The following is a 20101-nucleotide window of genomic DNA, read 5'->3' as shown; positions in this document are numbered from 1 at the left end:
CAATAGAACATACTTTCAAAGAGACTCGACCACCAAGGGCACAAAGGACACGAAGTTAAAACCTTTGTGTACTTCGTGTCCTTCGTGTTTAAAAATTTGGAGCAACTATGGAACTTGGACTAATCCGCAAAATAGACATTGACACCGAAATGCAACAGGCGTACCTCGATTATGCGATGAGCGTGATCGTGGCGCGCGCCCTGCCCGACGCGCGCGATGGACTCAAACCTGTGCAACGCCGCATCCTTTACGCGATGTACGATATGGGCATCCGCGCGGACTCGGCGTATAAAAAATCTGCGAGAATTGTCGGTGAAGTGTTGGGTAAATATCATCCGCACGGCGACTCGGCGGTGTACGAAGCGATGGCGCGCATGGCGCAGGATTTTTCGATGCGCACCATGCTCGTGGATGGTCAGGGGAATTTTGGTTCTGTGGACGGCGACCCGCCCGCGGCGATGCGTTACACCGAAGCGCGTCTCACCAACGCCGCGCTCGATATTTTGTTCGACCTCAACAAAGAGACCGTCAACTTCACTCCCAACTTCGACGACACATTAACCGAACCGAACGTTTTACCTTCCGCGATTCCGAATCTGCTGGTCAACGGCGCGACGGGTATCGCGGTGGGCATGGCGACTTCGATCCCGCCTCATAACCTGAGTGAAGTTGTGGACGCCCTCGTCTACATGATCGAAAAGTGGGAGAAACTCGACGACATTGACGTGGAGCAATTGATGAAGTTCGTGCAGGGACCAGACTTCCCGACGGGCGGACTCATCGTGCAGGAAAAAGACGAAGAGGGCATCGAAGCCGCGTACGGCTCGGGGCGCGGACGTGTCACCGTGCAGGCGAAGGCGCACGTTGAAGAGATGGAGCGCGGCAAGAATCGCATCATCGTTACCGAACTGCCGTACATGGTCAACAAGTCGAGTCTCATCGAGCGCATCGCCGATCTCGCGCGCGATGGCTATCTCGAAGGCTTGTCCGATCTGCGCGACGAGTCGGATCGTCAGGGCATGCGCATCGTGTTGGAGATGACGAAGAACGCCGATCCCGATGTCGTCTTGCGCGACCTCTACAAACGCACGCCGATGCAAACCACATTCAGCATCAACCTGCTCGCGCTGGTGGACGGCGAGCCGCGCACGTTAACGTTGAAGCAGGCGCTCCGCGTCTACGTGGAACACAGGCTGACCGTCATAAAGAGGCGCGCTGAATTCGATCTGGCAAAAGCCAAAGCGCGGGCGCACATCCTGGAAGGATATTTAGTCGCCTTGAAGAATCTGGATGAAGTGATCAACATCATCCGCTCCGCCTCGGACGTGGAGACTGCGCGCGCCAAACTGATGAAGCGCTACAAACTGACGGAGTTGCAGGCGACGGCGATCCTTGACCTGCAACTGCGCCGACTCGCCGCGCTCGAACGCAAGAAGATCGAAACCGAATATAAAGAAGTGAGCGCGGTGATCAAAGAGTTGACCACGTTGTTGAAATCGCCGAAGTTGATGCGCGGCGTTGTGGCGGACGAACTGTTGAAAGTGAAAGCGCAATATGGCGACCGCCGCCGCACGCAGATCGTGACTCTGGGCGAGTCGAAAGACGGCAAGACGACGAAGAAAGCCTTGACCGCGCGCGACCTTCTGCCTGAACAACAAGTGTGGATCGGCGTGACCGACGATGGCTTGGTCTCGCGCACCGCCGACGATAAACAGCCGAAGCATTCGGGCAACGACGCGCCGCGCTGGCTGGTGAAAGCCGCCACGACAGACACGATCTATTTTGTGGCGAAATCTGGACGCGCCGCCGCAGTTGCCGCGCATATCATTCCGCAAGCCGAAAAGTTGACGCAAGGCTCGATGTTCTACAAAGTCTCGCCGCTCACGGAAAATGATTCGCTCGCGGCAGTGTTCGCGTTGCCGTCACGAAAATCTACATTGTCCGAAGAGACGTGTGTGCTGACCACGACAAGATTCGGCATGATCAAGAAAAGTTTGATCAGTGAATTGCCAGGACCATCGTCGCAAACATTTGTCTTGGTCAAAGTGAACGAAGGCGACCGATTAATTTCTGTCGGATTAACCGACGGCAAGAAGAAAGATATCTTCCTCGTCACCGCGCAGGGCATGGCGATCCGCTTCAAGGAAGATGACGTGCGCCCGATGGGACTCGTCGCGGCAGGCGTCAACGGCATGAAGTTGGACGATAAAGATGAAGTCATCGGCGCGGAAGTATTACCGTCGGAAGGTGAAGTGTTCCTGCTCACGAACGACGGCAAGGCAAAGCGCGTGGAAGAAAAAGAATTCCCCACACAAGGACGTTACGGCAAGGGCGTGATCGCCTGGGAACTGCCTGAAAAAGAAAAACTCGTCGGTGTGGTGACGGGCAAACCGAACCACATGGCGACCATCCACTTGAGCAAGGGCGCGCCGAAATCAACTCGCTTAGATGCGGCAAGTCTACGCAAACGCGCCGCCACGAAGGGTGATGTGGTGGTGGAGGTGAAGCCTGGCGAGGAAGTGGTCTCGGTCAATGTGGCGTGGGAGGCGGGGAGGTTTGTAGGGGAGGGGAAAATAGAAAGTGGAAAGAGGAAAGAAGGAAAGAAGACTGCAAAGAAGTCTGCGGCTTCAAAGAAGAAGGTCGCGGTGAAGAAATCTTCGGCGAAGGCGAAGAAGGCGGTTAAGAAGGCAAGAACGGCGAAGACAAAATCCTCGAAGGGGAAGAAAAAGAAATAAGGTTATACTTGCGCCATGAGGTTTTCGTGGGATCCTCGCAAAGCGGACAGCAACTTCCGCAAACACGAAGTTGCATTCGATGAAGCGCTTACCGTTTTCAGCGATCCGCTGGCGTTGATCTTCGACGACATGGAACACTCGGCGGAGGAGCATCGCGAGATCATCATCGGCTACTCCACCCTGAGAAGGCTCATACTTGTGTGTTTTGTCGAACGGATGGATGATACGATCCGAATGATCAGCGCCCGCCGCGCGACGAAAGATGAAATAAAAGATTATGAAAAAAATGCCCGCAAAAAAATCGTATAAAGTCTCCGATATGGCTTCCGAGTATCGTTTCGATTACAAGAAAGCCCAGCCGAATCGCTTTGCCAGCCGCATGAAGGACGCGCCGCTCGTGGCTGTGATCGATCCCGATGTGGCAAAGGTATTCAAGACAACGGAAGAGGTCAATACCGCCTTGCGCGCGTTGATCTCCGCGCTGCCGAAAGGCTGACGAAAAATCATCCAAACAATGTTGGGAATTGCTTCGCCACTTCGTGGCTCGCAATGACGGCAAGTCGTTTTTTCAAAATCGACTCGCCTTCGGCGAGAGGAAAAAACAGAACGCAGAAAACACGCTTCGCGAACAGGATTCAAGATCACCCGCTGGGGAGGAGCGCCACGCGAAAACCGATACTGTCGTACCCGTTGCTCGGGCGGACGTAGTAGCGGATCGCAACACGCGCGTTGTCTTCAACGTTGGTCCACGAGCCGCCGCGCAGACAGCGAGTTGTACCGTTTTCTGGACCTTGCGGGTCTTTTATATTTTTGCCTGTTCTATCCTGATCCACAGGACTGCTACGCTGGTACTCTTTTTCGCTAAACCAATCATTGCACCACTCCCACACATTGCCAGCCATGTCGGCGCATCCATACGGCGAATCGCCGCTCAAAGCGGGATCGTTGCTTGAAAACTTGCCAACATCGGTTGTATCTCCGATCTTCGATTCGCTTGTGTTGGCTTTCTTCGGGTCAAACGCATTACCCCACGGATAGACGCGACCATCCTCGCCGCGCGCGGCTTTCTCCCATTCGGCTTCGGTGGGCAGGCGGTAATTCTTTTTCGTCTTCTCGCTTAACCATTTGCAATACGCGTTGGCATCGTCCCACGAAACATTCACCACAGGATGCCCTCCTTTTTCCACGGGGAACTGGTCGCCATCCCAACCGCGCGGCGGGGATTGATCTTTTACGTCGCGGAGGAATGCTTGATATTCGCGGTTGGTGATCGGGTACTTGCCGATGAAATATTCGGACAGTTCAACCGTGTGTTGAGGTTGTTCCCATTCGACCCATTCCTTCCAGTTTTCACCTCCTTCTTTGATGACCTGCGCGGCTTGTTCCTTGGTTGTTCCCATCAAAAATTTTCCAGTAGGGATTCGCACCATCTGCGGCTCGAACACCAGCCTTGCAACTTCGGCGGGAGGCGGCGCGGCTTGCGGCGCTTCGGCGCTGCGTGTGAGGGTGAAATACAGTTTCAATTCATCGGTCGACAAGCCTGCAAAGGTGGCATCCTGCGTTTCGGGTTTGTGTTTCATGGTGAGGATTCGCCGCACTGCCGCGCTTCCGCGTTGTGAGAGGAAGGGAACAAGTGCGGGCGGGGGTTCGGCCTTTGTCGCATCGTCAATATGGATTTCGGCCTTTCCCTCTATTGCATCTTCTAAAACTTTTTCAGGAACCGATGACATAGACTTATAGGTGTTTGGAAGTTTGGTCTCGGCGAGGTAGTATTCTTCGAGCTCACGCAGATAGCGCGGCTCTTCTTTCAAGAGTAAATTGAACAAGTCGGGGTGCGCGGCTTGAATCGCAACCACTTTTGCCAAACGGATCGGCTTGACGGCTTCTTTCAATTTTTCTTTGCGTTTCTCCGCCAGTTTCGAGAGCATCAAAAAGGTGTTGACCGTGCGCTTGATATTGCGCGGGTTGTCGCCCAATCCTTCGGCGAATACTTTGTGACAGTCTTCGTGCGCCCAATCGTTACTTAATCCTTCAACGAATTTGCCCATGTCGTCCTGAATCACAGGCGGGATTTGGAACGGCAGTTGAATGATCTTTTCGAGATACTTGATGCCTTCGATGGTGAACTGCGGTTTGCCCTCCGCGTCCTTTTTATCTTTGACATCCTTGTATTTCATCTCGATGCCGCGCGCGATCACGTCCTGGTCAATGCCGAGCACGAACACGCAATCCTGCACATCGAGGAACAACTTGATTGCCTCCAGCACTTGAATCGCTTTTTCGGGCAAACAGCGGTCGAGATCGTCCACAAAAACAACGAGCCTTTTGTCGCTGTTTGAAACATGCTGTTCAATAAGTATGCGAAATTTACCTTGAAATTGTTCGAGAAAGCGGACCTGTTCAATTTGTATCTTTGTGCGTTCGCGTTGAATGGCTTCGGTTGCCTCGTCGGTCAAAGCCTCAGCGCCGAGTTGTTGCACTTTTTTGACGAACTCACTTAGCACTGTGCCGCCCGGAATAAACGAAAGCGCAAGTTGGACGCCTCCTTTTGCAACTGCGCCCCCAAGTTTTGCAAGATCGATTGTGACTCCCCCTGCTTTTTCAATTTCAATGCCTCGGTAAAGCATTGTTTCCAAATATTCTAAGTCCTCAATAGGTTGTCCCTCTTTTATTTCTCTTCGAAGGGCTGTCAAAACGCTTAACAAGAAAGCGCGCCAAAGAGTTTCTTCCTTGTCGTACTTCCACGCGTCGAACCATGCGACGGTGAACTTCTTCGGCAATTGGTTCTTCACCATTCGCATCAGCGAAGTCTTGCCTGAACCCCACCCGCCGAACACGCCGATGGTCAACGGCGTGTTGCCTGTCTGGATAATGTCCGCGAGGGTTTCGACGTAGGGCGTGAAATCGAGCGCGTCCCTTTCGGTCGGCTGGTCGTTGACGATGTAGGTTTTTGAATTAGAGGCGGGCATGGCGTACTCCCCTTACTTGAGTTTGAGTTTGCTTCTTACGAAAACGCGCACTCTTTTCGCCGCTTCGAATGCGTCTTCCGCAAGGTCCGCTGAAACTGTTGCGCCAGGGTATCGTATGGCGACAGCAAATCCATCCAGGCTGTTCAGATCGCTTGCAAGTTTTCTAAAATCCTTGTCAACAGGGATACACAACCCGAGCAAATCCGCCAATCGATGGGTTCGTTCAAAGCGGATCAAGTGGTCCGTCAAAAACGCTTTGAGGTATTTCTCCGCGCACTGCTGGCAGTGGAAACAGGCAGGGCTCGACAACGGCGCTTCGCCCGCATGGAGGAGCAAATCCGCGCTATCGAAATCTTCCTCGGCTTTGTCCACCCACTCTTTAGCCACTTCGTTCATACAGAACTTTCCCTTTTTGGGTGATGTCAACCAGAAACCAGTCTCCCAACTTCTTGCGTTTTTCGATAGCCTTCTGTGAACGAACGACAACATCCAGCCCGAAGTTCAGCGGCGGCAGTGATTTTCTAATTTCAAGCGACTTCTCGAATTCATCCCCTTTGGGCGTATCTATCACGACCAGCAGGTCCACATCGCTGGAGGCGGTCGGCTTTCCATAGGCGTGAGAGCCGAAGAGAATGATCTTCTCGGGATCGAACGTTTCCGCAATATGTTTCGCAATCGCGCGAATGGTCTGCATGGGGACGCGCTTGCGCTCCCTGAGTGACGGACCCTGAAATAGCGTTGGCGTTGCCATGTTTGCATTATACGTTATTTTGCCTACGTGCCGAACACGCTGAGGTCAATAGTGTCTTTCTTGTTTGGAAGATGCCTGCGAGGGTTTCAACTATAATTCAACCATCAAGGACATCTCCACATGAAACGATTATCAATGCTTATCGCAATCACACTCATCGTCAGCGCGTGTGGCGCAGGTGAACCGCAGGCTACACCTACGATCAATCTGGCAGACCTGCAAGGCACCATCGTCGCGGCAGGTTCCACGCTGGTGGCAGAGACGCAAGCCGCCATCCCGACCGCTACGATCCCGCCGACAGCCACGTTGACGAATACACCCGCGTTCACGGCTACCCTCCCGCCTATGCCAACGCTGGGGGCAACATTCACCCCCAGCCCTGTTCCGAATCCGTATGCGGGTGATCCGTGCATTAATACCCTCCTGCCTGCTTCATTGGAAGGAGAGAAGATCAAGATCCGCATTGACAACCCCACGAAGGGAACGATCAATGTCTCAGTGAATCTACAGCAAAACGGTCCGCAAAGTGTGTGCGGTTACCGCCCCTATACTCTCACGAGTGGTCAATCGCTGGTCATCGGCGATCTCATCGTAGGATGTTATTCCCTGTGGGCATGGAACCCCGACCCCAAAGAGTATTTCATGGTGACGAACGGAACCCACTGCCTTGATACATCCCAGCCCTGGGCGTTTGATATCACACCCAACGGAATCAATCTCAAAAAGTAGGGTTTAGCCCTCTCCCAGAAGAGCAATCACATTAGAGAAGCTCTTCAAAAGCATTATCCACTAATCCTCACGAATTTCCGCTAAAAAAATTGCTAAGATTAGCGTAGATTAGTGGAAGAGAACTTCAAGCGCAGTAGCCCTACTCTCCTTGCCAGTAGGACGGAGTAGTGTTGACGTGTATAATGATGCAAACGAAAGCAAGATCCGATGAATCTAACGATCCAATACGAACAAGAAGAAGATGGTCGCTGGCTGGCGGAAGTGAAAGAATTGCCGGGTACGCTGGCGTATGGCAATGACGCCGAAAGCGCAATTGCCCGCGTACAGGCTTTGGCTTTACGCGTCGTTGCCGATCAAGTTGAAAACGGTCAGGCAATTTCCGCGATAATCTTCATGTATTCCCCTCCTATTAAATCGGATGATGACGCTTGGGAAAGATTGCTGAAATTAGGGGACAAATTGGGAAAAGGCTGGCAAAGCGAGAAAAGCGCGGTAGAAATTCTTTCTGAGATGCGCCGATAGCGAATCTTGCAAGAAGGCGGAGTTGCGAGCGCCTCGCTAGCGCGACCCCGCTCACCCGTCGAATCGAAGCGTGCGTCCCGTCGTCGAGATGATCCAGTGAAAGCACAACGTCCCCAGTTTTTTTCACCCATCAAACACTTGCACAGCGCGGAAATTTATCTGCTCGCTGTGTTGCTGATCTTCGGCGTTGCCGTTTGTCTTCTGCTTCCCATCAGCGCGGGCTACGATGAAGAGACGCATCTCATGCGCGTCTGGCAAATGTCCGACTTCGCGTTTTTGCCGAACGAAGAGAAGACGCCATTCCCCGCCGTCTATTGGGAACTTTCGTATCGCAGGCAGTTCATCGTCCGCGCGGTGGAAGCGGACTTCTGGGGAAAATTTGGAAGCCTGCCGATGGACGCGTACGATTATGTGTATGGAACTGTCGAGACGCGCTCGGTCTATTCGCCTCCGCTGTTATTGCCGCAAGCCATGGTCATGCGCTTTCTTGGAAGAAGCGAAAGACTGCCCGCCCTGCCCGTGTATTATGTCATTCGTCTGATCGGACTCATCAGTTACACAGCGCTCGCATGGCTGGGGGTGCGATTCATTCCGTTCGGCAAATGGATTCTCGCCATCTTCGCCGCGTCGCCTGTCGCCATTTTGCAAGCCTCCACCATCAGCGCGGACGCGATCTCGAACGGCATCGCGTTTCTGTTCATCGGCGGAACGATCGCCATCGCAAATCAAAAAGAAATCCGTTGGAAGGAATGGGGCTGGCTCGCGCTATTATTTTTCATTTTATTTTTCGGAAAAGTCAACATCGTCCCTCTGGCTGTCCTTCCCTTCCTCATCATTCCTCCCTCGCGTTTCACCATGCGACACGGCTACTTGTTCTTGCTTCTAACAACCGTCGTGTTTTTTGCAATCGAAGTCGTCGGCTGGAATCTGCTCGCCTATTCACAGCTCCACGCTTTGCCCGATGGCACAGACCCTCGCGGGCAAGTTCTGTTCATCCTGCAACAACCGATTGAATTTTTATCCATCCTCACGCAAACGATTCGCGGCAGATGGTTCAGTTATCTTTTGGATTCTCTCGCCATCTACGGCTTTGCCTACTGGCCCGTCCCCGCATGGACTTTTTATTTCTTCACCGCCGCACTGATCGCCGCCTTGTTTCTCAACAACGATTCGATTCCAACTCGCGCCCGCGCTGGATTGTTCCTCGTCTTTCTTGTTTCATACGTCGGGACGTACATTCTGCTCTACATCACCGGCAATCCGGTGGGATTCAAATCCATCGAGGGCGTGCAAGGACGTTACTTCACGACGGTCATGCCGCTTCTTTTCGTCGGGCTGGCTGGTCTGCCCATCCTCCAGCGGATTCGCATCCCCAGCGCTCTCCCCGTCGTCCTCTCCGTGTTGAGTCTCCTCTTTTACACAACAGGGATGTATCTCTCCTATCATGTCAATTGCGGCTCGCAATTTTATCAATCGGGTCTATGCTACCAGCCCAATTACAAAAATTGGGCGCCCGATGAACGCTATTCGTCGCCAGTATCGACTCAACTGACTCTCAAACAAGAAATCGTTCTGGAATGTAACGGCGCAAGCGAAGTCCGCGTGTGGATGACCGCCAGCGAAGCGGATCCATCTGGAACGACACAATTCATCCTGCAAGATGTTGACCAGGGGCGCGAGCTCGTCAACCAACTCGTCAACAACTCCGCCCTCCCTGTTGGTGATTGGTACGCCATTCAATTTGAACCCGATTGGCAATCGCTGGGCAAATTCTATCTACTGACCATCGCATCCGATTCTACAGGTCCGCAAATCGCTTATTCATTGAGAGCTGAATACCCCGCGGGCAAGTTATTCGAAAACGACCAACCCATGTCGCAAGACATGATCTTTCAAACAGGTTGTGTCGCGGGTTGGGACGCGCTTCGTCACTCCAACGCGCGTTGAAGTTTTCAAATTTAAACGGCAATAATTCATTCCTCTTTCAATTCTTTCAGCCTCGCCGCCAGTTCGGCTTCTATGTCTCGATAATCCCTTTTCCCCGCAAGATTTACCAACTCATATGGGTCGTTCACAAGGTCATACAATTCTTTCTCACCCGTCACGTACTCCACATACTTCCACTCCATTGTTCGTACCGCGTAAAACTCGGGGATCATCGAACCAACGCCTTCTTCGGCGGGCCAATGCTCGAGCAAAATATCCTCGCGCCAATCAACCGGATCGTTGTTGAGCAACGGGAGCAGGCTCAACCCGTCAATGCTTTCAGGGATGGAACCTCCTGCCAAGTCAATGAATGTGGGGGCGAGGTCAATGTTGGCGATGATGCGATCCTCGCTCCGCGCTTCAAAGAAGGCTGGCGCGTACACAACGAAGGGAACCTTCACACAAGCCTCGTACACGCAATTCTTCGAGACCCCAAAGCGATGATCGCCGAGGGTGGCTCCGTTATCGGAGAAAAACACGATGATGGTCTTCTCTTTCAACCCCGCTTTATCCAACGCCTTCAGCACAGACGCGATACCGTCGTCCACAGAGAGGAGTGAGCGTAGAATCCGCTTGTGTGCCGCATCTAATTCCCTCGGAGAAAGAGGCGAGATGTCGTTCAGGTACTCGGGCTTATCGCTAATATCCTCCTCGTTGAAATTTGGCGGGCGATACTGGAACCAACCCCAGCCTGAGCCGGAGCGGAAAGTATCAGTATGGCGAGGCGCGGCGACATAAGGCGAGTGCGGGTTGTAGTAACCGATAAAGAGGAAGAACGGATCGTTTCGCGCCGTATTGATGAAATCAACTGATTTTTGCGTTACCACATCCGTTCCGAAATTGACTTGCTGACCCTGATACTCGACAATCAAGCCGTTCTCAGACATGCTGAAGTTGGAATAATATTGTAGATTACCCGCATCTTCATTTTCACCGAGATTCTTGCCGAGAAAGACTCCCCACTCGTCCCAACCCGGCGGAACATAACCGCTGGGTTCAAGAGCATCATAACCGTTCAAATATTTTCCATAATATGCCGTGCGATACCCCGCATCCTTCATCCAAGTTGCAATAGTGATCGCGTCATCGAACTTCAGCGCCCCGCCCATTGGCATTCGATTGGTGAGCACTTGATGATTGTGCGCATATTCCCCCGTGAGAATGCTGACGCGGCTTGGGCAACACAGAGGCGTGGTAGCGAACGCATTCGTAAAGTTGACACCGTTAGGGATCAATTCGTTGATCACTGTCGGCATGTATGCCATGGTGTGAAACGGCTGATCGTCGGTCATGATGACGATGATATTCGGGCGCGAGTCGTTCAACCGTTCCTGCGAAGCAGTCGATTCAACAACAATATCGAAGATCGTCGGAAGGTAATTGGCTGGTGGGGTAAATGCAACAGGAGGTTGGGGTGTAAATGTGGCGGGAGGCGCGCACGAGGCAAACAATACGACCAACAAGGGGAAAATGATTTTTCGATGCATGGTTCTCCAACAAAAAAGCAGATACACAGGTCTGTCCTTGCGAATTTAATTTTGAATGTTCCCCACCAATCCCAACTCAGGCGCGATCCGTCGCATGGCTTGAATCACATTCCCCGCGTGTTCCCATAACTCGATGCCGAACTCTTGCGCGGCGTGCTCCATTTCCGCGCGTGACGTGCCCGCCGCGAAGGCTTTATCCTTCCATTTCTTTTTGACGGAACTCGCTTCGAGATCGTACAGCGACTTCGACGGTCTCACCAACGCGACGGCGGTAATTAATCCCGTGATCTCATCGCACGCGCAGATGGCTTTACGTCGCATCGTATCGCGCGGCAAGTTCAAATGATCCGCGTGACTCAAAATGTCCTGAATAATGTCCTCTGGCACGCCGCGCTCGCGCAACATCGGCGCTCCGTCTTGCGGATGTTGTTCCAGCGTGGGATGGATCTCCCAATCGAAGTCGTGAAGCAGACCGATCAATCCCCACACCTCGGGGTCTTCGCTGAACTTCTCCGCGTAGAATCGCATCGCCGCTTCCACCGAAAGCATGTGGCGCACAAGTCCTTCGTTTTTCACGTGTTCACGAACAAGAGATAATGCTTCGTTGCGATTCATAATTTCCTATGCCGTAGTGACGACTTCAGTCGTCTTGTATTCGTTGAAAATATAGCGACTAAAGTCGCTACTACAAAATCAAATACTCGTCGAAGTTTCCAACCCATGCTGCGCGGCAAGTTCGTCGAGCAGGGCTTCCACTTCATCGAGGAAGTGATCGAGTCCGCTCACGCGCTGGTCGAAGCCGACCCAGCCCAGCCCCAATTCGCCGCACGCGGAACGCCACGCCTCCAGCGCGTCATCAGGCAACACTTCCGCGGCGAGAGTCCACGTGTGGAACAGGGGCCACAACGCGCAGACGGGTTTCTCGCTCCCGAGCATCGCCGCGAACGCCTTCTCGTAATAATTCACGCGCGTCGCATGGATGCTCACCTCGGCGCGGTTGTTCTGCATCGCCAATTCAAACGCGGATTTCCACTCCGGCACCCACGCCTCCAATTTGGATGAGTCCAACGCCGACGCGCCCATCAAGCCGATGAGCGCCGCCTCCATGCCGGGACGTGAAGCCGCCTCCGCCCGCGCGGCAAAGTCCAACATCACGCGCCTCTCCGCCAGCGGCGGGCCCGACAACTCTGCCACCGCGTTGACCGCGTGATACAACGAATTCATGTATTGCAAAACGTCTTTCGGCGTGACCACATCTTCGATCTCAAGCAATCCCCTCCACATGCCGCGCGCATCTTTCAACAAAATTCTTGAACGTTGCAACGCAGGCGCGGGCGCGTTGAATTCAAAGCCTGCGCGCAGACCCGCTTGCACAAACTCGAAAAATTTCTCGCGTTCATAAAGTAACATCGGATCGTACATTTCCCAGCCCAGCCATGGATCCAACCTCAACTCGCGCGGACGTTTGAACTCCGCCTTGGCGCGGTGACCGATGTCCACGTGGAAGTCGGGAGTCAACTTGACGAATTCGCGCCTGTGCTTCGGTTCATCCTTGTGAACAAAGATGATGTCAATATCCGCCGCGCCGCCGATCATGGGATCGTGTTCTTTCGAGACGAGCGAACCCGTCAGATACGCGGCGATGATGTCGCGGTCGTTGAAGGCGCGCTCTTGCGCGGTCTCTTTGGCGATTCGGATAAGGGATTCTCGGGTGACGCGCATAATTTTTTAGTTTACTTTCGGAGCGCGGACTTCAGTCCGCCCTTTCATAAATTAGCAGACTGAAGTCTGCATTCCGAACAAGGTCAAGGCAGGGGCAACGCTTGTTGAAACGGAGGCAGGCTGAGGCTTTGTCGGATGCGTTCTTCCACCTGCTTCAAATGCTCGGGGTTCTGGATGATGTTCAAGTCGTTCGAGTCGATTGTCAAAACGGGCGTGTGGTCAAATGGCTTCGAGAAAAATTCGTCGTAGGCGAGATTCAATTCATGGATGTACGCGCGTTCCATTTGTCTTTCATACGGACGGTCCCGCAGGGCGATGCGTTGCATGAGCGTGTCAGTGGTGGCTTGCAAATAGACAAGCAGATCGGGCTTCTGAATTTTTTCGGCGAGTGCTTCGTGCACTTTGTAATACATGTCGAGTTCATCGCCCTTGATGTTGATGCGGGCGAAGAGCGAATCTTTGGCGAAGGTGTAATCGGCGATCACGTTCTTGCCCGTCGTCACAAGGTCTGTGATGGTGCGCCGCTGTTGATGATAACGGCTCAATAAAAAGAAGATCTGCGTTTGGAAGGCGTATCGTTCGCGGTCGGAATAAAAATCGGACAGGAACGGGTTCTCTTCAAAGACTTCCAAAATAATTTCTGCGTCGAACGCGGGTTGAAGCAGGCGGGCGAGGGTCGTCTTACCAACTCCGATGACCCCTTCGATGGCAACGTACATGCGGCTCTCCAGAATTGAGGTAAGGCAAGGATACCATAAAAGGAAAGAGTGAAAGAGGGGTGGTGAAAGAGGAAAGCGAGATACAAGTTACGTATTGCGTACTGCGTATTGCGTGTTTCGTATTTACCTGTGTACATGTTTACGTGTTTACTAGTTTACATATTTCCCTGTATACTCGCCCCATGGGACTCACGCTCGAAAGCATTTATCTTTTATTGTTCATCGCAACGCTTGTGGCGATTGCGACTCAGCGCGTACATATTCCATACACGGTGGGTTTGGTGATCGCGGGGATCGTTGTATCGTTCCTCCCCTTCACGCCTGAGATCGAATTGAGCAAGGATTTGATCTTCACCGTTCTGCTCCCTCCGTTGATCTTCGAAGCGACTCTGTTCATCCGTTGGCGCGAGTTGATGCGGAACCTGCCCGTCATCCTCGTCTTCGCCATCGTCGGCGTGATCCTTTCCGCGGCGCTCACCAGCGCAGGGATGGTCTACCTCGCAGGCTGGACTTGGCAAACCGCGTCGTTGTTCGGCATCCTCATCGCGGCGACCGATCCCGTTTCGGTCATTGCCACGTTTCGAGAAGCGGGCGTGCATGGACGTTTGCGTTTGCTGGTGGAGGCGGAGAGTCTGTTCAACGACGCGGTGGCGGTGGTGGGATTCACCGTCGTGGTCGCTTTCGTTTCAGGCGAGGGGATTTCGATTCAAACGACTCTCTTGGATGCCTCATGGTCTATCGTCGGCGGATTATTGATCGGCGCGTTGTGCGCGGGCGTCGCGTTGTTCATCACCAGTACCACCGACGATCATCTCGTGGAACTCGCGCTCAGCACGGTCGCGGCATACGGATCGTTCCTGATCGCGCACGACTTCCACGCCTCGGGCGTTCTTTCCACGCTGACAACTGGCATCCTCATCGGGAACTTTGGTCTCCCCCGCGCCTACTCAGACAAAGGACGCGCCTTCATCATGGATTTTTGGGAATTCATGGCGTTCATTGCCAACTCGATCATCTTCTTTCTCATCGGCGTGCGCGAGGCAAGTCAAAATTTATGGAGCGCGCTGGCGGTCATCGTCATCGCCGTTATTGTGGTCACGCTTGGGCGCGCGCTGGCGATCTATCCGTTGAGTTTGTTATTCCATAAATCCAAATTGAGAATCGAGATGAAACACCAGCACGTTTTATTTTGGGGAGGTCTGCGCGGCGCATTGGCTCTGGCTCTCGCGCTCGGTCTGCCCGAAGGGATACCATTCCGCGAGCAGATCATCACCGCCGCGTTCGGCGTGGTCGCGTTCTCGATCTTCGCGCAGGGACTGACGATGACTCCGCTGTTGAGGCGGCTGGGTGAAGTGCCTTCCACTTCCACTCCAAACCAAACCGAATAGTCAACCGTAGGTCAGGCTTTTAGCCTGACGCTCTCCTGCCTAGCATTCGGCGGGTTAAAAACCCGTCCTACGAATACTTATCCCGCTCTTGTGAAAACCCCAAATTTTTTACCACGGAGACACAGAGTCACGGAGTTTTTTTGTTTGCTTATCTCTGTGTCTCCGTGTCTCAGTGGTTAAAACAAAAAGGAATAGTCGGCAATTCACCCCGCGTTCGTTTTCTTGAACACTTCCAAATACTCCCTCACCTCAACCATCGGCGGACGCGCCCGCTCGGCGATCTCCTCCACATCCAGAAAATAGCCGCGATTGTCATGGCGGATCAACTTCATCGAACGGTTTACATCTTCCAACACCTCGCGCCCGAATCGTTTTTCTAATTTGTGCATCACGGTCTGGATGATGGCGAACGACATTTTACTCAACGCCTCCAAGTGTTGATTGTGATGGATGCGCTCCAAGAGATCCACTTGCGCGATGGCGTTCAAGCCGTAACGTTCGTAGACATCGATCAACAAGCCTGTCTCCACGCCGTACCCCGAATAAAACGTTGCCTGTTCCAACGCTTCGCGCCGCCCGCCATATTCGCCCGAAAGCGGTTGGACGACTCCCGAAAGTTCAGGATAAAACAAATTCAACAACGGACGCGCCGTCAACTCGGTGACTCGTCCGCCGCCGCCCGCTTGCATCTTCGTGCCCACTTTCAACGGACGGCGGTAATAGCCCTTCACAAATTTTATGTCTGGGTTTCGCAACAACGGACCAACAATCCCATACACAAAGCGCGGATGAATGTTCACAATATCGGTGTCAATCCACACAATAATGTCACCCTTTGTAACAAACAAACTTTTCCACAACGCGTCGCCTTTGCCGCGCCGCGCGCCGTATCGTTCCAACAATTGTTGATGAATATAAACAGGCACGCCCTCCTTCTCGGCGATCTCGCGCGTGCGATCTGTCGAATTCGAATCGATCAGCACGATCTCATCGAGCAGGGGTATGTTTTGCATCAACTCTTTTTTCATCATGCGGATCACATTGCCCACCGTCTCCTCCTCGTTCAACGCGGGCAACGCCAGGCTGATGGTGAGTCCCTGACTCTTTTTCAACTCCACTTCTTCGCGCAAGCGGCTGAACTCATCAGCATGGAATGTTTTTTCGCCGAACCATTTGTCCACCAGAATTGTGATCGCGTCCACGCCCGCGATCTCGTCGTACACTTCATACGCAAACGGCCTTCCGCTTTTCACCGCGATCACCGCGCACTTCGCCTCATGCAGGATGCGATCCGCCACCGACCCCAGCGAAGCGGAACTCGTCATCGGTTGCGATGTCGTCCCTAAAATGATGACGTCCTTTTGCTTGGCATGATTCAGGATGACTTGCGCCGCGTCATCCGTGACTTCGACCTGCTTCGCCACCTCGGGCATTTGTCTCAGCACCCGATCCAAACCCTTGAACGGCGCGTCGATATTTTCTTTTGATTCATCTGGTCTGCGGATGTGAAGAGTCGTGACGCCTTTCGATTCGAGTCCCAGCCCCACGCGGAACGCCAACTCCGCGTGCGGACCGCCTCGCACTGGGACTAGAACCTGCTTCGGCTTGCTGGAAATTTTCCCGCGGATCAACGCCACGTCGCACGGAGGGCGCACGAGCACGTCGCTCGCCGAGACGCGAAGAGCCTTGAGATGTGAATCAAATTCAAGCAGGAGAAGATCGGGCTTTTCATCCTGCACAAGTTTTGAAAGGCGATTCCACGGCTCGTAATCCACGATGACTTGCGACTTGGCAGTCACGCGCGGATCTTTGCCGAAGATGCGGAGCAACTTGCGCAGCGCGCGCGCCGAAGCCGCGCCCATGCTCAACGATTGATCGGGCGGGACAACGACAACGCCGACGAGGATGATCTCCGCGTCGAAGTGCCGCGCTGAATCAAGCGCGTGGATGCCAGGACCTTCGTGAACCAACGGGATAAGAATTGTGCGAATGGGAGTAAACCCAGTTTGTTTTTGCATTGCGTGTCCTTTCGTACCGCAAAGTTCACTTTGCGAGCAAGCGCTGTACTGCAAAGTTCACTTTGCGAGCAAGCGCCGTACCCCAAAGTTCACTTTGGGATTGTGTGTTAGGTGGGCAAGGTGAACCTTGCCGTACGAATTAACGGCGCGATGTGTTGACGATAGATCGCTTCCCAACGGTATGACTGACGCGCGCGCATGGCGAGCCGCGCGGGCAGGGATGTTTGAAAATGATGCGCGATCAACTTCGCAACGGCTTCAGGCTTTTCATCGGGTGAAAAGAAAATAGCATCTTCTCCGCCAAGTTTTTTCAGCGGGGGGATGTCCGCGCAGAACGCGGGGAGATGACTGAACGCGGCTTCGAGCAACGGGATTCCGAAGCCCTCTTCGCGGCTGGGGAAGAAGAGCGTGTCAGCCACGCGGTAGAAATCGGCGATGACTTCATCGGGCAGGAATCCTTCGTGAAGTTCCGCCAAAAAATGAACGGAACCTTCCAAGCCAAGTCGTTTACGCAGGCTCGTGAGCATTTCAAAGTACTTGACATTGTTTCCATTGTGCGGACCGAGCGGACCCGTCACCACCAGCGCGACTTGGGGAAAATCTTTTTTCAACGCGGCGAGTGTGTTCAAAGCGAGCTCGATGTTCTTGCGCGGCGTTATGCGGACAGGCAAAAGCAATATCGGCGCGGCGTCCAGCAATTTTGTTCTTTCAAGCAGGGACTCGGTCAACGCTTCGAGTTTGTAAAACTCTTCCACATTCACGCCGTTAGGCACGACTCGTATCGAAGCGGGTTCGATGTTCATCAGTTCAGATAATTCATCGCGGCGCAATTCTGAGACGACGACATGCGTGAGATTGCCCCAATCGGTTTTCAACAGGTTCCATGGATAGCCTTCGTGAAGTTCAGGCTGATAGCGCGGCGTTGTCCACGCGAGGTCGTGATGCCAGAGAATCAGGCGCGGCAGTTTGTTTGATTTGTGAAGTTGATGAAACGCGGCGGTCAGCGCGAGATTCTTGTTCAACGAACAGACGTTGTGCGCGATCAACACGTCCACGCCAGAAAGAGCCTTTTGCAGTTCAATCGCCAGTTTGTCGCGGATCACTGCAAATTCTTTGGTCACCTCGCCGCGATCCAATCCCTCTTTCACTTGCAGGATGCGTTCATGGCGCGAGTCGGCAAGCGGCATCATCACGAGTGGAATATGCTCATTCAACGATTCGCCGCGCGCCGCGATCAAACGCACGGAATGTCCGTCGTTCGACATCAGCCGCGCGTGGTGGGCGATGACGCTTTCCACGCCGCCGACGATGGGAGGGACGGAGTAATGGAGGAGGGCGATGTTCATGAATACCTTTCCTCCGTACCGCAAGATTTATCTTGCGACTCGCCTAATTCTTGCAACACAAAAGCGCAAAGTGAACTTTGTTGTACGAATTTCTCGTAACGCAAAACGCAAAGTGAACTTTGCGGTACGGGCGCGCTCATACCTGATACCCCAAACAATCTGCCACGATGGACTCTAACCGACGCTCTAGAACGGTGTACGAGAAATATCGTTTGGCGAGTTGGTAATTTGTCTCCACCCATTCCTGCGTCTGGTCTGGATTTTTCAAGGCATAACGCGTTGCGGCGAGCGTGTTGTCGCTGATGAAGCCGTCGAACCAGATGGTGCGGAATCCCTTCGGCTTGATGTCCACTTCGTAGATGGAGTAATTGTTGACGAGGATCAAGCGGCGATAATACACGGCTTCGAGGAACGCATTGCCAAAGCCTTCGATGGCGGAGGGATACGTGACCATGTCCGCATGAGGGTACACGTCGCCGAGCGTATAAATCTTTTTGCCGTCGGCTGTCGTGCCGCGTTCATCTTGCACTTGATCCGATTCGAATCGCACGGTCACATCGAGCAGGTCGGCATACTCGCGGACGCGTTGTTCGTAGGCTGTGCCTTCATCGTCCGCGGCGTGCGAGATGATGAGTTTGGCGGGCAGGTCGAGTCGGCGCATGAGTTCGATGGCATGTTCGATTCCCTTGCGTTGGATGACTCGCGTCGGTTGGAGGAAAAAATATTCCCCGTCGCGAATGTCGAAGTCGGCGCGCACAGTTTCACTGTAGGAGTCCGAAGCGGGCGGCGGGGAATCGAAGTCCATCACGTTGGGGATCACGCGCGCCGCCAATCCGTAACGCGAAGCGATCTGTTGCGCCTGAATCGAATTGATAACCACGTGTCGGATTGAGGGCAGGGTCGGCGGGAACGCGGCGGCGAGATAATCGTTGACGCAATTGACTTGAAAACGCTGGCGCTCCCAATGAAAATCGTGATGATGCGCGATGGTAGGGTAGCCCGTCTCGGCGATGAACTCGGTGATGGCAAGCCCGAGCGGCAGGTTGAGCGGAATCGTCACTGCGTTTTCGACGATGAGGATCTCGAGATCGAATCGCCGCGCGAATTCATACAAATGATCTTTGAAATAATCCTTGAGTTCGTTCACGCGGCGCGTCATCGCGGGCGGGCGGACATAGATGGAGAAAAAATCCTTGTGCAAATGCGCCATTTCAGGATGCGCCGCGCGCGCCTCTTTCGTGACGGTCCAACTGCCCGAATAGGCTTGCTGATTCAACTTGTCAATTTCGGGATGACGATAAAACGCTTCAGGCACGACGTGGGACTGATTCGGCTCCCGATCGCATTCGCCCGCGAAATAAAAACACTTGTGTCCGAGTCGTTCGAGCACAGTTGCCCATTTCGCCGTCTCGAGCGAGACGCCGTCGGTGCCTGCGAAGCGAGTGGAGATGAAGCCGATGTTGTGGGAGGAGGGTGTCATAAGTTGTTTGCCTTTGAGTTTTATACTTCGTTGGTCGAGCGCAAGCAGTCGAGACCAACAGGTATGCATACAAAATCTTGTTACAAGAATTGCTTTACGGCGTGGTGGTCTCGATACGTCCTTCGTCTTCGCTATCGCTCCGCTCAGGACTACTCGACCACCGAACTATCCTACTAACAAACTATCTAAACTATGAACTGCTTTCCGTGCATCCTCCGCGAACAACAAATCATCGCGTTGGCGCATGGG

At 53.4% G+C, this 20101-nt stretch carries 16 protein-coding genes and 1 pseudogene; 7 read left to right on the top strand and 10 right to left on the bottom strand.

What is annotated here, in order from left to right; translation table 11 throughout:
* Positions 1–107: 107 nt before the first annotated feature.
* From gyrA to AC16KF_RS02035, 3 genes are read left to right on the top strand one after another with little or no spacing between them, the layout of a single operon-like run.
* Complete coding sequence (gyrA, locus tag AC16KF_RS02045) at positions 108–2735, top strand: DNA gyrase subunit A (protein WP_484035620.1); 2628 nt, start codon at positions 108–110, stop codon at positions 2733–2735.
* Positions 2736–2750: 15 nt separating this feature from the next.
* Positions 2751–3044, top strand: a complete 294-nt coding sequence (locus tag AC16KF_RS02040; protein WP_484035619.1) for a BrnT family toxin — start codon at positions 2751–2753, stop codon at positions 3042–3044.
* Positions 3022–3231, top strand: coding sequence for a hypothetical protein (locus tag AC16KF_RS02035; RefSeq protein ID WP_484035618.1), 210 nt, complete (start codon positions 3022–3024; stop codon positions 3229–3231). Before AC16KF_RS02040 ends, AC16KF_RS02035 begins: the two co-directional genes overlap by 23 nt.
* A 145-nt stretch (positions 3232–3376) precedes the next feature.
* Here AC16KF_RS02035 and AC16KF_RS02030 read toward each other — a convergent pair whose 3' ends face one another.
* The 3 genes from AC16KF_RS02030 to AC16KF_RS02020 are packed head-to-tail and all read right to left on the bottom strand — an operon-like array spanning position 3377 to position 6455.
* Positions 3377–5704 (bottom strand): SUMF1/EgtB/PvdO family nonheme iron enzyme, encoded by a 2328-nt coding sequence (locus AC16KF_RS02030; protein ID WP_484035617.1) that lies wholly within the window; start codon positions 5702–5704, stop codon positions 3377–3379.
* 12 nt (positions 5705–5716) lie between these two features.
* Complete coding sequence (locus AC16KF_RS02025; protein ID WP_484035616.1) at positions 5717–6100, bottom strand: HEPN domain-containing protein; 384 nt, start codon at positions 6098–6100, stop codon at positions 5717–5719.
* Positions 6084–6455 carry a nucleotidyltransferase domain-containing protein gene (locus AC16KF_RS02020; protein ID WP_484035615.1) on the bottom strand — a complete coding sequence of 124 codons (372 nt, stop codon included), beginning with the start codon at positions 6453–6455 and terminating at the stop codon, positions 6084–6086. The genes AC16KF_RS02025 and AC16KF_RS02020 overlap by 17 nt, the downstream gene beginning before the upstream one ends.
* Before the next feature lie 120 nt (positions 6456–6575).
* On the opposite strand from AC16KF_RS02020, the gene AC16KF_RS02015 reads away from it, so the two are divergent.
* From AC16KF_RS02015 to AC16KF_RS02005, 3 genes and pseudogenes are all read left to right on the top strand, one after another.
* On the top strand, positions 6576–7184 hold the full coding sequence (locus tag AC16KF_RS02015; protein ID WP_484035614.1) for a hypothetical protein: 609 nt from the start codon (positions 6576–6578) through the stop codon (positions 7182–7184).
* Between the two features lie 207 nt (positions 7185–7391).
* Positions 7392–7556 (top strand): annotated as a pseudogene (locus AC16KF_RS02010) (type II toxin-antitoxin system HicB family antitoxin); the annotation flags it as partial.
* A 246-nt stretch (positions 7557–7802) separates the two neighbouring features.
* On the top strand, positions 7803–9653 hold the full coding sequence (locus tag AC16KF_RS02005; RefSeq protein WP_484035613.1) for a DUF2142 domain-containing protein: 1851 nt from the start codon (positions 7803–7805) through the stop codon (positions 9651–9653).
* Between the two features lie 26 nt (positions 9654–9679).
* On the opposite strand, the gene AC16KF_RS02000 is transcribed toward AC16KF_RS02005, so the two are convergent.
* The 4 genes from AC16KF_RS02000 to AC16KF_RS01985 form a co-directional block, all read right to left on the bottom strand.
* Positions 9680–11179 carry a sulfatase family protein gene (locus AC16KF_RS02000; RefSeq protein ID WP_484035612.1) on the bottom strand — a complete coding sequence of 500 codons (1500 nt, stop codon included), beginning with the start codon at positions 11177–11179 and terminating at the stop codon, positions 9680–9682.
* Between the two features lie 45 nt (positions 11180–11224).
* Positions 11225–11794: an HDIG domain-containing metalloprotein gene (locus tag AC16KF_RS01995; protein ID WP_484035611.1), complete on the bottom strand. Its 570-nt coding sequence runs from the start codon at positions 11792–11794 to the stop codon at positions 11225–11227.
* A gap of 78 nt (positions 11795–11872) precedes the next feature.
* On the bottom strand, positions 11873–12901 hold the full coding sequence (locus tag AC16KF_RS01990; protein ID WP_484035610.1) for a hypothetical protein: 1029 nt from the start codon (positions 12899–12901) through the stop codon (positions 11873–11875).
* An 83-nt stretch (positions 12902–12984) separates the two neighbouring features.
* Entirely contained in the window at positions 12985–13620 is a 636-nt protein-coding gene (locus AC16KF_RS01985; RefSeq protein ID WP_484035609.1) for a deoxynucleoside kinase, read from the bottom strand.
* A gap of 182 nt (positions 13621–13802) precedes the next feature.
* Here AC16KF_RS01985 and AC16KF_RS01980 point away from each other — a divergent pair, with 182 nt between their 5' ends.
* Positions 13803–15008 (top strand): cation:proton antiporter, encoded by a 1206-nt coding sequence (locus tag AC16KF_RS01980; RefSeq protein ID WP_484035608.1) that lies wholly within the window; start codon positions 13803–13805, stop codon positions 15006–15008.
* A 203-nt stretch (positions 15009–15211) separates the two neighbouring features.
* Here the strand turns inward: AC16KF_RS01980 and AC16KF_RS01975 are convergent, their stop codons facing one another.
* The 3 genes from AC16KF_RS01975 to AC16KF_RS01965 all read right to left on the bottom strand — a co-directional run bounded on the left by AC16KF_RS01975 (position 15212) and on the right by AC16KF_RS01965 (position 19852).
* Positions 15212–17026: a glucosyl-3-phosphoglycerate synthase gene (locus tag AC16KF_RS01975; protein ID WP_484035607.1), complete on the bottom strand. Its 1815-nt coding sequence runs from the start codon at positions 17024–17026 to the stop codon at positions 15212–15214.
* A gap of 107 nt (positions 17027–17133) precedes the next feature.
* Positions 17134–18372: a glycosyltransferase family 4 protein gene (locus AC16KF_RS01970; protein WP_484035606.1), complete on the bottom strand. Its 1239-nt coding sequence runs from the start codon at positions 18370–18372 to the stop codon at positions 17134–17136.
* A gap of 136 nt (positions 18373–18508) precedes the next feature.
* Positions 18509–19852: a glycosyltransferase family 1 protein gene (locus AC16KF_RS01965; RefSeq protein ID WP_484035605.1), complete on the bottom strand. Its 1344-nt coding sequence runs from the start codon at positions 19850–19852 to the stop codon at positions 18509–18511.
* Between the last annotated feature and the right edge of the window lie 249 nt (positions 19853–20101).

The organism is Candidatus Defluviilinea gracilis (genome assembly GCF_057138825.1).
This window is presented reverse-complemented; position numbering and strand designations above follow the sequence as displayed.